11 protein-coding genes are annotated in these 15,500 nt (G+C 55.8%); 9 read left to right on the top strand and 2 right to left on the bottom strand.

The annotated features are described in order from the left end of the window. Window positions 1-72 precede the first annotated feature (72 nt). Window positions 73-1,566, bottom strand: coding sequence for a response regulator transcription factor (locus PCH05_RS16320; RefSeq protein ID WP_127603771.1), 1,494 nt, complete (start codon window positions 1,564-1,566; stop codon window positions 73-75). Beyond that, window positions 1,547-3,313 carry a cache domain-containing sensor histidine kinase gene (locus tag PCH05_RS16315; protein WP_127603769.1) on the bottom strand — a complete coding sequence of 589 codons (1,767 nt, stop codon included), beginning with the start codon at window positions 3,311-3,313 and terminating at the stop codon, window positions 1,547-1,549. Before PCH05_RS16315 ends, PCH05_RS16320 begins: the two co-directional genes overlap by 20 nt. Window positions 3,314-3,495: 182 nt before the next feature. On the opposite strand from PCH05_RS16315, the gene PCH05_RS16310 reads away from it, so the two are divergent. From PCH05_RS16310 to PCH05_RS16270, 9 genes are all read left to right on the top strand, one after another. Next, window positions 3,496-4,797 carry an ABC transporter substrate-binding protein gene (locus PCH05_RS16310; protein ID WP_127603767.1) on the top strand — a complete coding sequence of 434 codons (1,302 nt, stop codon included), beginning with the start codon at window positions 3,496-3,498 and terminating at the stop codon, window positions 4,795-4,797. Between the two features lie 68 nt (window positions 4,798-4,865). Then, a complete protein-coding gene (locus PCH05_RS16305) occupies window positions 4,866-5,795 on the top strand; it encodes a carbohydrate ABC transporter permease (protein ID WP_371860555.1) in 930 nt (309 codons plus the stop codon). Further along, entirely contained in the window at window positions 5,792-6,613 is an 822-nt protein-coding gene (locus tag PCH05_RS16300) for a carbohydrate ABC transporter permease (protein WP_127603765.1), read from the top strand. Before PCH05_RS16305 ends, PCH05_RS16300 begins: the two co-directional genes overlap by 4 nt. A 148-nt stretch (window positions 6,614-6,761) precedes the next feature. Then, window positions 6,762-8,096, top strand: coding sequence for a cupin domain-containing protein (locus PCH05_RS16295; RefSeq protein ID WP_164766674.1), 1,335 nt, complete (start codon window positions 6,762-6,764; stop codon window positions 8,094-8,096). Then, window positions 8,097-10,598: a glycoside hydrolase family 95 protein gene (locus tag PCH05_RS16290; RefSeq protein ID WP_246049644.1), complete on the top strand. Its 2,502-nt coding sequence runs from the start codon at window positions 8,097-8,099 to the stop codon at window positions 10,596-10,598. Window positions 10,599-10,867: 269 nt separating this feature from the next. Then, window positions 10,868-11,791: an ABC transporter permease gene (locus PCH05_RS16285; protein WP_246049646.1), complete on the top strand. Its 924-nt coding sequence runs from the start codon at window positions 10,868-10,870 to the stop codon at window positions 11,789-11,791. Window positions 11,792-11,810: 19 nt separating this feature from the next. Beyond that, window positions 11,811-12,674: a carbohydrate ABC transporter permease gene (locus PCH05_RS16280; RefSeq protein WP_127603759.1), complete on the top strand. Its 864-nt coding sequence runs from the start codon at window positions 11,811-11,813 to the stop codon at window positions 12,672-12,674. 146 nt (window positions 12,675-12,820) lie between these two features. After that, window positions 12,821-14,401, top strand: coding sequence for a type 2 periplasmic-binding domain-containing protein (locus tag PCH05_RS16275; RefSeq protein ID WP_127603757.1), 1,581 nt, complete (start codon window positions 12,821-12,823; stop codon window positions 14,399-14,401). Between the two features lie 74 nt (window positions 14,402-14,475). Then, a complete protein-coding gene (locus tag PCH05_RS16270; protein WP_127603755.1) occupies window positions 14,476-15,498 on the top strand; it encodes a response regulator transcription factor in 1,023 nt (340 codons plus the stop codon). Window positions 15,499-15,500 lie beyond the last annotated feature (2 nt).

The following is a 15,500-nucleotide window of genomic DNA, read 5'->3' as shown; positions in this document are numbered from 1 at the left end:
TGAAAGCCCCTGTCCTTCGGTTTTTGCCGAAGGCAGGGGCTATTTTCAAGCGGCAAGAGGTTAATTACATGGCTACCGCTGATGATTTTTACTGAATTCGGATGGGTAGCAGCCGACAATTTCCTTGAACAAATTGGTGAAGTGGCGCGTGCTGTAGTACCCGACCTGTTCCGCGGCTTCGCACACCTTCATGCCTGGGATGGCGAGCAGTTCCTGGGCTCTCAGCATCCGCAGGCGGGTGACGTATTGAATGAATGTGATACCCATTTTCTTATGGAAATGGGTGCTGAGATGATTGGGAGATAACTGGAACCGTTCCGCCACACCGGCCACGGTCACGTCGCCGCAGAAGTTCGCATCCAGATACCGGATGACGGCCTCCAGCCAATCCAGTTTGGCGGGATCATCGTTGGATTTTTTCTTCAGCATCGAGGCGCCTGCTTCCGGTAGCTGCTCCAGCCAGGCTAGGTCCCGCTGCGGCTCCGATGACAGCTCTATCCCTAGTGTGCAGTGGAGGAAGGCGGCGAGCCGATCTTCGTGCGCTGCAGGATGAACGGGGACGCTTGCCCACTGGGTCTGGAGCTTCTCGCAGCAACTGATGAATGAGACATAATCCTCGCGCTGATAGGCTTGAGCCAGCTCGGCAGCGATGCGGCCAGCCTTCGCGTATACGGGGCTATCCGCAAGCGGCTTCAATTCGTTCAATGTCAGAAAGGCGGTTCCACCGACAACGCTGCGTAAATGAGACAATGCTCTTAGCATGGCGACTTCATCCTGCAAGGAGCTCAGCGACAGTTGTTCTCTCGTCATCATCCGGGTCAGCAGCCGCGTGGAGGAGGCCAGCTGCTGTAAACGCTGCGTCATCTGCTCAGGCAAGCGGAGCAGGCTGCGTCGATCCTTGTCGGTGGAGGCTTTGCCGATTATGAGATACTCCGCCTTTCCTAGCATAACGAGGGCAAGCAGCAGCTCCTTCGAGCAGCACTCGTTCATCAGCTCCCGCAGAATCCGGGACACGGGTAATCCCGTATCCGCATGAGAGCCGCTTTCTGCCTGCGCGGGTTTGTCTTCATAGATGATTAAGGCAAGCCAGCTTTCGCCTGTCTTGCCGGGGCTTGGCGGCATGGGTTCCGGCAGGCTCTGTTCCTGGAAAGCGGATATCAGCTGCGCTTCGAAATCCCTGCAATAGGTGAGTGAGTCCTTCCCGGCCTTGGCGATGGCCTGCTTGAGAATGTGTTCCACCCGTTCCGGCTCCACCGGCTTCAGCAAATACTCGACGGCCCCCAGCTTAATCGCCTCCCGCGCGTATTCGAATTCGGCATAACCGGTGAGCATGACCCACTGGGTGGATGGGGCAAAGGGCAGGACTTCCTGGATCGCTTCCAACCCGCTTTTACCCGGCATGCGAATATCCACGAAAGCGATATCCGGCGGCTGCCGCCGGACCAGGTCCATGAGCTCCTGCCCGCTTCCTGCCTCGCGAATGTCAAGAGCGGTTCCGGTATCCTCCAGGATACCGCGCAGTGTTTCTCTTGCCAGCATTTCATCGTCAGCCACAATGATATTCATCGGCAAATCCCTCCTCCGGAAGATCGATGGCAATTGTAATCAACGTTCCTTGATCTGGTGCGCTCAGCACTTGGAGAGTGGATGCACCCGGATATGAAAGAGATAGTCGCTCCTCTACGTTCCGCATGCCGACGCGGTCCTTGCTTGTCAGCGCAGCCGGGTCGAATCCGGTTCCGTTATCCTTCACCCGGATGACCGCCCGGGGACGTCCGTCTTCCCGCTTGAGGAACGCGTCCACCTCGATCAGGCAGGGATGTTCGCAGGGCTCGAATCCATGCACAACCGAGTTTTCCACGAGCGGCTGCAGCAGCAGCTTGGGAATCTTCAGTCCTGCGAGCTTCTCATCCAGCGCGAACCGGAAAGAGAGGCGATCCCTGAACCGCATGGACTGCAGATCTGCATATTTGCGGATAATCTCTAGCTCCTCGGTGAGGGTGATGGTCATATCGGAAGATAAAATATAACGCAGCAGCCCGCTCAGGGAACGGATCGCCCGATCGAGCGTATCATGCTCGCGCCTGCGGTTGAGCCCGATGAAGCCGTTCAGCGTGTTATATAGAAAATGCGGTTTGATTTGCGACTGGAGCGCCTGCATTTCCGCGTCCTGCTGCTTCAGCTTGGCGCGGTATTCACTAATGACCATATCGTCCAGCTGCCGGATCATGCGGTTCAGCGCGCTCCCAAGCTCGGCAATTTCGTCTTTGCCGTGAATGTCCACGCGTTTGGTCATATCGCCGCGCTGCACATGGCGCATCACTTGAATCATCTCACGGAACGGAGTCAGCAGCTTGCGGGAGTAAGCCAAGAACAGGAACAGGGTCAGCACGAGGCCGCCGGAGGCGAAAATCAGCCCGGTCGTATGCATCCACCTCACCTTGTCGGTGAAGCGGCTTTGGGGAATGAGCGATGTGACCTTCCAAGAGCTGGAGGGAACGGTCTTGGAAACCTGCACGTACGCCTCCCCGTGATAGTCCACGGTACCGGCAGATGAAGCAAGCTCCTTTAGGGTTTCGGCGGGAACGTCGCTGCTGGCATAGACGAGCTGTTCGTTTTTGTCCGTAATCACGACTACGGAGTCATTGCTGATTAGCTGGCGGACAATCCGGTCGATCACGATTGTGTCGGCATCCGCCATGATGATGGCAATCGGTTTCCGGGAATCCATATCGCGGATGAGTCGAGCCACCGAGAACACGCTCTGCACCTTATCGATTTTAAGATAATCCTGGGGATGTACACGGACGAAGGTGGCTCTGCCGTTGGCCTTCACGGCCTCCTTATACCAATCCTGCTCCTGGTAAGGATAATCGCTGCGGGCCGTGTACAGCGTTGAACGGCTGTCTTTATAGAATATGGAGCCGTCCAGCGGCAGCAGCAGCGTGCCCAAAATTTCCTTGTGCATGTTTTCAAGGACGCTTGGAAGCGTGTTATAGAGTGCATAATCCGCTTTGTATTTGGTGTAGCTGTCAGATTGCTTATATATGCCTGCGGAGCGGATTTTCAGAGCATACATCACTTCGTTGTAGTTGTAGGGAATCGTGGTCACACGCTCGAGCTCATCCAGATAGTACTGTATATTGCTGGTCAAGCCGACGAGCGTGGACTCGGTCAGCTTTTCGGTTTCGGTCGTAATCAGCTTTGTATAATAAGCGGGCAGCACATAAGCGATAATGAGTACAGGGAACAGGATCGTGACGGAAAAAAGTATCATCAGCTTGGAACGGATGGACAAGGCTCTGTTTTTCAAGTGCAGCTACCTCCGTTGGCATGACCTTGGAAAAGATGGTTCTCATTTTAAGGGATGAATCCGGCTTAGGCAATAGAGAGAAAATAGCGCTTACATCGTAGGAATGAGACATATGTAAGCGTTTTTATGTGTGCTAAGCTGAAAATGCAAAACCAATCACGTAAAGACGATGAGGTGGGTATATGAGAAAACGCGCATTTTGGTTCTTGGCTCTGGCCATGCTTCTGGTTATATTCAGCGGCTGCTCGTCACGTCCGGACAGTGGCAGCGGGAACGGCGGCAGCGTCGAAACGGGCTCCGGTAAAATTGGCTCGGGCAAGGCAAAAACAACGCTGTCGATGATGGTGAACATTTCGGATGAATCGCTGACCAAGGCGTACCGTGAAATCGTGGACGGCTTTACGAAGGAAAATCCTGATATCAGCGTCAACCTGCAATTTGACAGCACGGGCTACGAGAACACGATGAAGGTCAAAATGGCGGCGAACGACCTGCCTGATATTTTCGATACCCATGGCTGGGCAAAGCTCCGCTATGGCGATTACCTGGCGGATCTGCGCGATGAGCCTTGGGCCTCCCAATTGACCGACACGATCCGCGACGTGGTGACGGACAAAGACGGCAAAGTGTACGCGCTTGTCTTGACCGAAGCCAAGGACGGACTGCTCTACAACGTGGGTATGCTCGAGAAATATGGGATTGAAGTGCCACGCACGTTCGATGAAATGGTCGCCGCAGGCGAGAAAATCAAGAAGGAAAGCGGCGGGAAAACGACACCATTCTACCTGTCGGGCATTGATGACAGCATGATTGGCCAGTATTTGGACAATTTCGCGAACCCGCTCCTGATTACGGCCAAGGACAATGATGGAGATGCGCTGTTGAACGGAAGCTTCGACTGGTCGCATATGACGCCTTTGGCGCAAAGCCTGCTCACGCTTCAGAAACAAGGATTGATCAACGAAGATGTACTGACAGCCAAGCGCAGCGACCTTCCAGCCGCGTTTGCCGCAGAGAAGGTCACGTTTGCTTTGGTCGGACCGGCATTCATGGATTCCGTGCATGAAATCGCTCCGGACATGAAAATCGGCATCATGCCGGTGCCGTCAATGGTAGCGGGTGACGAGCCGACCTTTGCAGGCGGGGAACGCAACACGCTGGCGGTATGGAAGGATTCGAAGCATCTGGATGAAGCGAAGAAGCTGCTGCAGTATTTTGCCAAGCCGGACAATATGGCGAAGCTTTCGAACGTCTCCAAGAACCCTCCGGGGCTGAAAGACGTGAAGACCGATCATGAGCTCACACCTTACTATGAAAAATACGCAAATATTCGTGTATTCCCTTACTTTGACCGCGTTTACCTGCCGAACGGCATGTGGGATGTGCTCTGCAAAAACGGCACCGAGCTGCTGGCCGGCCGCATGACGCCCGAGCAGTTCAGCGCGTCGATGAAGACCGAGGTCGAGCGCCTGTCCAAAAAATAACTTCAGGGGCGGCGGGGCATGAGGTCATGCCTCGCTTCCTGCCGCCTTGGCTTGAGGAGCGTGAAGAGATGAAGCCAGACATGATGGTCACAGAGGCAGTTCCGCGCAAAACGGCCGGGATGCGGCGACTGGCCCAATCCCCGGTCATGCTGAACTGGATGTATCTGCCTGCCTTGCTGCTGTTTGCGGTGTTTATTTATTATCCCTTTTTCAGGGGGCTGCTGATTTCCTTCACCGACTGGGACGGTTACTCCCAGGCACTTCATTATATCGGCATCGACAATTACAAAAGAATGCTGTCCGACAGCCGCGTTCACACCGTCATCATCAATACGCTTATTTACGGCGTTGGCAGTACGCTTTTCCAAAATATATTCGGTCTATTGTATGCGCTGCTGCTCAACAAGCACGGCAAGGGCAAGACGTTCGTCCGGGTCATCGTCTATATTCCGGCCATCGTCAGTCCGATCATTATGGGCTATATCTGGTATTTTCTGCTTCAATACAACGGCGGGGCCATTAACGACATCATTACGGCGTTCACGGGCAAGCCCGTGAATTTGCTGGCCGACCCCAAAGTGAACGTCTGGATCATCATGGTCGTGAACACCTACCAGTTCCTCGGGATCGCGATGATGATTTTCCTGTCGGGACTTCAGGGCATTTCCAAGGACTATTATGAGGCCGCTGAAATGGACGGGGCCACGCCGTTCAACCGTTTTTTCAACATCACCTTCCCGCTGCTGGCTCCTGCGCTGACGACCAGCATCATCCTGAACCTGATTGGGGGGCTGAAGCTCTTCGACGTTATTGCCGCGCTCACGAACGGCGGCCCGGGATATGCCTCTGCCTCGCTGTCAACAATGATGTATCAGCTGTATTTTGCAAGGCAGGATGCGGGGCTTGCGGCCTCGCTCGGCAACCTGATGTTCTTGCTGATTACGGCCATTAGCCTTACGTCTCTGTACTTCCTGCGCAGAAAGGAGCTGTCGCAATGAAGCAGCGTAAACGCGCAGCCGTTTACACGATTGTCGGCCTCATAGTCGCCTTAGTTCATATTGTTCCGTTTTATATTTTGCTGACCGTATCCTTTAAGGATCTGCGGGATATGAGCTCTAAATGGGTGTTTCCCGGATACTGGTTTACGGGCAATTTCGTTAGCGCATGGCAAAATGCCCATCTTGGCAGGGCCTTTCTGAATACCGGCGTCATTACCGTTCTGTCGGTCGTGCTGATTCTGATCTTCGGCTCGCTGGCGGCCTTCCCCCTGGCGCGGTATCAGTCCAGGCTGAACAAGTGGGTGTATGGCATTTTCGTCAGTGCGCTCATCGTGCCGCCGCTGACCATACTGGTGCCACTGTATAAGCTTTTCGTGGATATCGGTTTCATGAACACTTATTTCGGGATCGTGCTGCTGCATGTGACCTTCCAGCTGTCGATGGCGATCTTCCTGTACACGAGCTTCATCGGCACGATTCCGCGGGAGCTGGACGAAGCGGCGATGATTGACGGAGCCACCAAGACGGGCATGTTTTTTCGCATCATTCTGCCGCTGTTGAAGCCCGTGACGGCCACGATCGTCATCATGAACGCCAACTCCATCTGGAACGACTATCAGTTCTCGCTCTTTTTTCTGCAAAAGCCCGATTCGCGCACGATTACGGTCGCCTTATCCAGTTTTTTCGGTGAAAATAGTGCGCAGATCGGCTGGATTGCCGCCGGCTCGCTAATGGCGGCGATCCCGAGCATTCTCGTCTACATTTTGCTGCAAAAATACTTCGTCGACGGCATTGCTGCCGGCGCGGTCAAAGGATAGAGCTGATTATATTCAGCCATTGCATTGTAGAAGTCCGGCCTTCGGGGCCGGGCTTTTCTTTGCTTTTTTTTGATTTCGCAGAGCACCTTAAAAAAACACAGGCCCAGCACAACCTATGCAATGGAGGTCGCGGCGGCCCGGTAGTAGCATGGAAGAAAGCTTAAATTACGGTATGGGACAGGGGGATGAAAATATGAAAGCGCTTTTAGTTGGGTTGGGTGAGGCCGGAAGCGGCTGGTACCGCAGACTGCGGAGCTTGAACGGGGATCTGGAGTTGGCCGTTTCCGATACGGACGGGAGCCGGGGCGAACAGCTGCAGGCGGAGGGCGTTCCCTTCTATACGGATGCCAGGGAAGCGATCGAGCGGGAGGCGCCCGACTTTGTGATCAACGTAACACCGCGCCATGCGCATACGAGTATCAATCACTTGGCCTTTGATTATAAGCTGCCGGTGCTGTGCGAGAAGCCGATTGCGGAGAATTACGAGAAGGCGCAGGCGATTGTGAAGAGGGCGGAGGACGAGCGGATTCCGTTTATGATTGCGGAAAATTACCGCACGTTCGCGCCGCTGCGCAAGCTGAAGCGGCTGATCGACGAAGGCGCGGTCGGCACGCTGCAGTCGCTGGAATGCGAATTCTTCCGCAAGCGCCAGCGGGTGACGCTGGAGCCAAACGATGAGCTGGAGGAAGTGATCATTCATCATTTCGATCTGCTGCGCCATCTGTCGGGACGTGAGGTCGGGAAGCTGTATGCCGTCAAACGGCATGTGTTTCATATCGTGATGGATTTGCAGGCAGGCATTCAGGCTTCCTTCCGCTGCTCGCTGCACAGCGTAGGGCGCGAAACGCAGTGGCCGGGGGATTGGCGGATTGAAGGAGATCAGGGCAGCCTGACCTTTAAGGACGGAGAGATCGAGCTGACGACGCCGGCCGGCGTCCAGCGCTGGAGCGACTTCAGCGATGTGGCGGTTCGAACGCCGGTGCAGGAATTCATGAAGGCGCTGGAAGAGAAGCGGCGCGGCGAAACGGATGCGAAGGAATATCTCAAAAATCAGGCGCTCGCCCATTACACGAGGCTATCGCTGAAGCAGGGACAGCAGGTGGATACCTCTGCCAGCTGGGGCTACGGACCGGCGGATATCCGTAATTTCCTGCGGGCCGAGCTGAAGCCTTCCGTAAGCCACGGGGGGCAAGGGCTCGTTAAGAGCGCGCGGCTGTTCAGCAATGCGGATTTCGAGTCTCCGCTCAAATTTTTGTATTATTCGGTGCTGCCTCCGGGCACTTCGATTGGTTACCATGGGCACCGGGAGGACGAGGAGGTTTATATCATTCTGGAAGGCACGGGCCTGATGACCATGAACGGAACGGAAACGCGGGTAGGTCCGGGAGATGTGATCGTAAATAAGCCCTGGTGGAAGCATGGGCTGGCCAATGACGGCAGCGAGCCGATCAAGGCGCTTGTGTTTGAAGTGGATAAGGCTTGAATGGAAGCAATGGCCCTGCGGGCAGCTGCGGGAGCGAAAGGAGAGATTGGCGGTATGAACCAAAATGCAAGCAGCGGCTTCAGGCAGGAGCATGCGCAGCGGGATCCAGACGGATATAACTTCGACATCGGCAGCAGCAGATTAGACGCGCGCGGAGCGGCCGGTCACGGCCGCCCTTTGCGGCTGTGGTATACCGCTCCGGCTGCCGCATGGGAAGAAGCGCTGCCGATCGGCAACGGCCGCCTTGGAGCGATGGTATACGGCTCCACGGGCCTCGAGACGATCCGGCTGAACGAGGACTCGTTCTGGTATGGCGGCCCTTCCCGGGCGGCCAATCCGGAGGCGGGACCCTATCTGGATGAAATCCGGAGCCTGCTGCGTGAAGGCAGGCAGGCGGAGGCGGAGCATCTGGCGCGGATGGCGCTCACGGCTTCGCCCAAATACGAGCAGCCCTATCAGCCGCTTGGCGACCTGATGCTGAAGCCGCTCGTCGACGCCTCCCCGGTGGAGGACTACGAGCGTGAGCTTGATCTGGAGCGCGCCGTCGTGAACGTGACGTACCATGCGCAGGGCGTGAACTACCGCCGGCAGTATTTCGTCAGCGAGCCGGACGGCGTTCTCGTTGTGCGCCTGACGGCAGACCGTCCCGGCGCGCTGACCTTCGCGGCCAATCTCATGCGCCGCCCCTTCGACGGCGGCTGCGGGACGGCACCGGGCGGGACGGTCATCATGGGCGGCGAATGCGGTGCGGACGGCATTCGCTTCAGCGCCGCCTTCCGTGCGGTCCAGGAAGGCGGAACCGTGCGTATGATTGGGGATTTTCTATCGGTGGAAGGAGCGGATGCGGTGACGCTTCTGCTCGCAGCACAGACCTCATACCGGGAGGAGCATCCGGAGGAGGCCTGCCTGACTCAGCTGGAACGGGCCGCGTCTTTCTCCTACGATGAGCTGTTCAAGCGGCATGTGAAGGAATACCGGCAGCGGTTCGACCGTTTTGAGCTGACGCTAACGCCGGATGGCGATCCATTCGAGGAGCTGCCGACGGATCAGCGTCTGCACAGGCTGCACGAAACATTACGGGAACCGGGCAAGACCGGGGGCGGCAGTCGGGACCTGTCCGCCGACCCCGGCTTGATGACGCTTTACGTACAGTACGGCCGCTATTTGCTGCTCTCCTGCTCCAGGCCGGGCACGCTGGCTGCCAATCTGCAGGGGATCTGGAACCCGAGCTATACGCCGCCGTGGGAGTCGAAATATACGATCAATATTAATACGCAGATGAATTATTGGCCGGCGGAGCCGCTCGGGCTGGAAGCATGCCATGAGCCGCTTTTTGACCTGATCGAGCGGATGGTGCCGAACGGGCGCGCCACGGCGCAGGAGATGTACGGCTGCCGGGGATTCGTGGCCCATCACAATACGAACCTGTGGGCGGAGACCCGGCCGGAGGGCATTCTCATGACCTGCACGGTATGGCCGATGGGAGGGGCTTGGCTTAGTCTGCATCTGTGGGAGCATTACCGTTACGGACTCGATGCGAAATTCCTGCAGGAACGGGCTTATCCGGTGATGAAGGAGGCCGCCGTCTTCCTGCTGGACTACATGACTTTGAACGGGGAGGGCGAGCTCGTAACCGGCCCTTCCGTGTCGCCGGAAAACCGATTTGTCCTTGAAGACGGCAGCAGCGGCAGTCTGTGCATGGGGCCGTCCATGGACGTGCAGATTGCGCTCACCTTATTCGAGTCCTGCCTGAAAGCCGCGCACCTGATCGGCGGGAACGAGGAGACGGGCTTTATCGAAGAGCTTGAACAAGCCATCGGCCGCATGCCAAAGCCGCGAATCGGCCGCCATGGCCAAATCATGGAGTGGCAAACGGACCATGAGGAAGCCGATCCGGGACACCGCCACATTTCGCAGCTGTTCGCCCTGCATCCGGGCCGGCTAATCGATGTCTTCGACACGCCGGTGCTGGCGGAAGCCGCAAAAACAACGCTCGCGCGCAGGCTGACCTCCGGGGGCGGTCATACCGGCTGGAGCCGTGCCTGGATCATTAACTTCTACGCCCGGCTGCTGATGGGCGATGAAGCACATGACCATCTGGTGAAGCTGCTGGCGCAGTCTACCTATCCGAATATGCTGGACTGCCATCCGCCGTTTCAGATTGACGGCAATTTCGGCGGTACGGCCGGCGCGGCGGAGATGCTGCTGCAGTCGCATACCGGCGAGCTGCGGCTGCTTCCGGCGCTGCCAACGCAGTGGCCTGCGGGCGAGGTGCGCGGGCTGCGGGCCAGAGGCGGTTATGCGGTGGATATAAGCTGGCGCGGCGGAGCGCTGTCCAAGGCTGTAATCCATCCGCAGCAGAGCGGGGTGTGCGAGATCTGGTCGCCGGTGCCGCTGAATGCCCAAGGGCTTGAAGCGCAGGCATCGGGAGCAGCAGACCCCGGCGGGTTCCGTTACCGGATCACAGTGGAGCAAGGGAAGAGCATCGTGATCCAAGCGTGAACGATAGACGATGCCACCTTAGACTGCGGATCGTAATAAAACACAGGGTCAGTCGACAAATCCCCATTCCGGCGGGTAACCGGAGGGCGGTAAGATAATGGCGAAGGCGGAATGAGTCATCTTGAGCCTAGTACGGATTTAAGATAACGCTTTCTTTTTCAATACGAGAAACGGAACCGGTCAGAATGCGGTACAATCCGCGGTCCGGTCCACAAGCAGAAGGAGCGATGACGATGTCAGGACAGGCGCCCACAGTCAGCCAGACAAGCATGAAAGCCCGCAAGCCTCTCGGCAGGCAAAGGAGTAATTTCCGGAAGTACAAAGCGCTCTATTTCATTACGATCCCAGGCATTCTTTATTTTATTATTTTCAAATATTTGCCCCTCATGGGCTCGGTCATGGCCTTCCAGAACTACAACATTTTCAAAGGCTTTACGGGGAGCTCGTGGGTGGGGCTGGATCAATTCAAACGGATGTTCACGTATCCGGAATTTCTGAGAATTCTGGAGAATACCGTGCTGATCGGATTTTACGATATCCTGTTTGCCTTCCCGGTCCCGATCATTCTGGCGCTGCTGCTCAATGAGCTGAGAAAGGTGCTTTATAAAAGGATTTTGCAAACGATCGTTTATTTGCCCCATTTCCTTTCCTGGGTCATTATCGGCGGCATTATGATCGGCATTCTGTCTCCGACAACGGGGATCGTCAATCAAGTGCTGAACGCGCTGGGCCTTAAGTCGATTTATTTTCTCGGCGAAGATTCCTATATCCGAAGCATTCTGGTCGGTACGGGCATCTGGAAAGACAGCGGCTGGGGAACCATCGTCTATTTGGCGGCGCTCGCGAGCGTCAATCCGGAGCTGTACGAAGCGGCCCGCATGGATGGCGCCAACCGCTGGAGACAAACGCTCTCCATTACGATTCCGGCCATTCTGCCGACCATTACGATCATGTTCCTGCTGCATATCGGCAACTTCCTGGATTTCGGCTTCGAACGGGTATTCGTCTTCGTGAACTCGCTGAACGAGCATAACGGCGACATCCTCGATACGTATATCTATCGGGTCGGCTTGCTGGATCAGCAGTACAGCTATACGACCGCCATCGGCCTGTTCAAATCGGTTGTCGGCCTGGTGCTGATCATGATCGGCAACACGCTGAGCAAAAGGGCAAGCGGAGAGGGACTTTACTAGAGAAGGGAGCAAGGCGAAAATGAACATCAAATCACGATGGTTCGACTGGTTTAATACGATATTCCTGACGGTCGTCGGCTGCCTCATGGTATTTCCGCTGCTCCATGTGCTTGCCAAATCGTTCAGCAGCAGCAAAGCCATCAACGCCGGACTCGTCAAGCTGATTCCGGTGGATTGGACGCTCGTCAACTATAAGGTCATCCTGGCGGATACGTCCATCTGGCGGGCGTTTCTGGTCAGCGTCATCATTACCGTCGGCGGCACGGCAATTAACCTGATCATGACCGCCTCGCTCGCGTACCCGCTGTCGCGGCCGGAGTATTCCATGCGGAAGGTGGTCCTGATTTTCATCCTGATTACGATGATTTTCCAGGCCCCGCTTATTCCGAACTATCTGGTGATCAAAAACCTTCATATGCTGAACACGCTTTGGGCGCTCGTCATTCCTTCAGCCATCAGCGCGTATAATCTGTTTATCATGAGATCCTTCTTCGTGGCGCTCCCCGCCGAGCTGGTGGACAGCGCCCGGATTGACGGCGCCAGCGAGCTGCGGACGATGTGGAGCGTGATTTTGCCGCTCTCCAAGCCGGTAATGGCCACGATGGGATTATTCTATGCCGTATCGCACTGGAACTCCTACTCTACGGCGCTGTATTTTATCAACAACCGGGCCTTGTATCCGCTTCAGCTCCGGCTGCGGGAAATTGTGCTCAGCAACGACCTCGGTCAGGCGGGAAGCCTGTTGGAGGGGGTCAACGAGGTATCTCCGGCAGGGGTGCAGATGGCCGTGATTATCGTCTCGGTGCTTCCGATCATCATCGTGTATCCGTTCCTGCAGAAATATTTCATCAAGGGGATGCTGGTAGGATCCATCAAGACCTAGGTTCTGACAAAAGAAAGGAACGAATAGCTCCCTTTGAATGCGTTTTCACATAAACGAAAGTTGTATGATAATATAGAGGTGTTCCAAACCGAATAGCGCCCATTCTGTCCGAAAAAGATATGGAGGACGTAAAAGAGGGGGAGACCATGAAGAAGTGGTTCTATCTGATGTTAACCACGTTAATGACTCTTGCAGGCTGTTCTTTTCCGGGAATCACGCATTCTCCGGGCACCTCTAAACCCTCCCCTGGACCAACGGCCGGCAGCGGCTCTTCCCCGGGGGCTTTGTCTTTTTCCATCGTGTTATCCACCGCCTCCAACAACTATGCGGCCAAGTCGCCCGATATCGAGAAGGATAAGTGGGTTAAACAATTGGAAGCGCTGACAAACACGGATCTTCACATGACGATGATCCCGCTGAAGGATGTTGATAAGCGTCTGCCGGTGCTGCTGACCGGGGATGATTTTCCGGATGTGATCCAGACCGTTGGGGGTGCAAGCTCGGCGGCGATGTCGGGAACGGTCGAAGCCGGTCTGTTCATGCCCCTGGATGATCTGATACGAACCTACGCACCGCGTTTGCTGGAGCGAATCCCGGAAGAGGCATGGAAGGAGACCAGCTATCGCGGCGAGATTTACGGCATTCCAGCCTGGCTGGACAATCCTTCACGGCGCGGCACGTATATCCGCACGGATCTTCTCAAGCAGACGGGGCTGCCGGTACCCCGCACGGTGGATGATTTCCTGAATGTGCTGCGCGCCTTCAAGAAGCTGGGCGTGGAGAATCCGTACCAGATGCGTGAAAATTTCAAATACGCGGATGTTATTTTTGGGGCGTACGATGTGCTCGGCTACCAGTTTGAACTCAAAGACGGCGAGGTCGTGCCGAAGTTCTTCGAAACCAAACGCATGATGCAGGCGATCTCCGTTTATAAATTAATGCTCGAGGAAGGACTGATCGCGAAAAATTTCGCAACGGTGAGCTCTACCGCATATGCCCGCAGCATTTACAGCGGCAAAGCGGGCGTATGGACGGCGAATGCAGCCGGACTGCTGGATTTCCGTGCTCAAGTAGGCGATTCGGTTCCGGAGGCGAAGGTCGACATCATCCCTTCCCCGGCGGGGCCGGACGGCAAGAAGGGTTATGGCCTGTACAGCTCCGTCATCAATTCCTATTACATCAATAAACAGGTCTCCAAGGAGAAAGCGATCGGCATTATCCGATTTTTCGACTGGATGCTTAGTGATGAAGCCGAGCGGTTCTTTTCCTTCGGGATTCCCGGAGACACGTATACCTTGAACGGCGGCATCATCCATTACCGGTTCCCCCAAACGAAAGATGAGCAGGACGAACAAGGCTTCCGCGAACTGCTGTGGCTGAGCCATGATCTGACGATTAATCGCGAGCGGACGAAGCTTCTTCCCGGCGGCGAGGATGTGCTGCAAGCCATCGACTCGACGCTATCGGGGGAAGGACGCGGCAATATCGTGTTTATTCCGGATCTGGACGCGTTCAACATTTACCCGGAGCTGGCACCGAACAATCCGAATCAGCCCCCGCCGTTTATCGTGGACCACATGGTGCGGATGATGTACGGCAAAGAACCAATTTCGGATTGGCCGAAGGTGATACAGGAATACCGTAGCCGCGGAGGGGATGCCATTATTCAAGAGGCGACGAAACGTTATCACGCGAACGAAGGCGTCATGGTGCTGCAGAGCCGCTAAAAGGATCTGTTCAGACAAAACGCGGCAAGCTGCCGTTTACTTCTCAAATCCGATGAGAAAAGGGGTTATGGTCCATGCGAGTGCTGATTGTGGAAGACGAACCTGTCATTCAAAAGGGATTGGTGAAAATGGTCCAGAGGTATCCCGCGTCGTTCTCGGCCATCTATACGGCTGATGACGGGGAATCCGCCTTGGAAATGATCCGACGCGAGGAGCCGCATCTGGTATTGACCGATTTGCGGATGAAGCGGATGGACGGCCTCGAGCTGTGCGAACGGATCCACCACGAGTTCAGCCATGTTCAGGTGGCGGTCATTTCAGGCTATAACGATTTTCAGTATGCCCAGCGGGCCATCGCCTACGGCGTGAAGCGTTATTTGCTGAAGCCGGTGACCCAGCAGGATATCCATAACGCGCTGCGCGAGATTATCGCCGGGATGAACGAAAATATCGTCTCCTTGCAAAAATACGTGGGATGGGCGGAAAAGCTGGAAGAAAGCATCTGGATGCTGCAAAAGGGCGATATGGACCGGCTGCTCGAAGAGAGCGAGCGGAGCTGCCTGTTCAGCGGCCTGCATGTGCTCGGGATGACATCGGTGCTGAAGGACTGCCTGAACATGATCGTGGGCAAGCTTGCCCAGCGCGGCTGGCAGCCGCAGATCAGCAGCGGCTTAAGCAGCAGCGATATCGGTAAGAAGGAAGCGATGGATGCCTTCGGCGCGGTGCTGGACGATATTTTTACCCAGCTGCAGCTGACGAGAAAAGGCAAATTCAAGGATCCGATCGAGGAGGCGAAGGCTTTTATCGATATGCATCTGTCCGAAGAGGTGACGCTGGAGGAGGTCGCGAAAAGGGTGGGGCTTACGCGTACGTATTTCAGCGCTTTGTTCAAAAAGATGACGGGCGAAACGTTCGTGCATTACCGCATCAAGAAGCGGATCGAGGAGGCGCGCAAGCTGCTCGCGGTTCCCGCCCTCACGATTACGGATATCGCGGTGCAGGTCGGGTATGAGGATTATCCCCATTTTACGAAGACGTTCAAAAATTTCGTGGGCATGTCGCCTTCCGAATACCGCTCGTCTTTCGGCATTGAATGATG

The organism is Paenibacillus chibensis, assembly GCF_004001045.1.
Classification (GTDB): domain Bacteria; phylum Bacillota; class Bacilli; order Paenibacillales; family Paenibacillaceae; genus Paenibacillus_AQ; species Paenibacillus_AQ chibensis.
The sequence above is the reverse complement of the archived record's forward strand: the minus strand, read 5'-3'. Positions and strand labels throughout refer to the sequence as shown.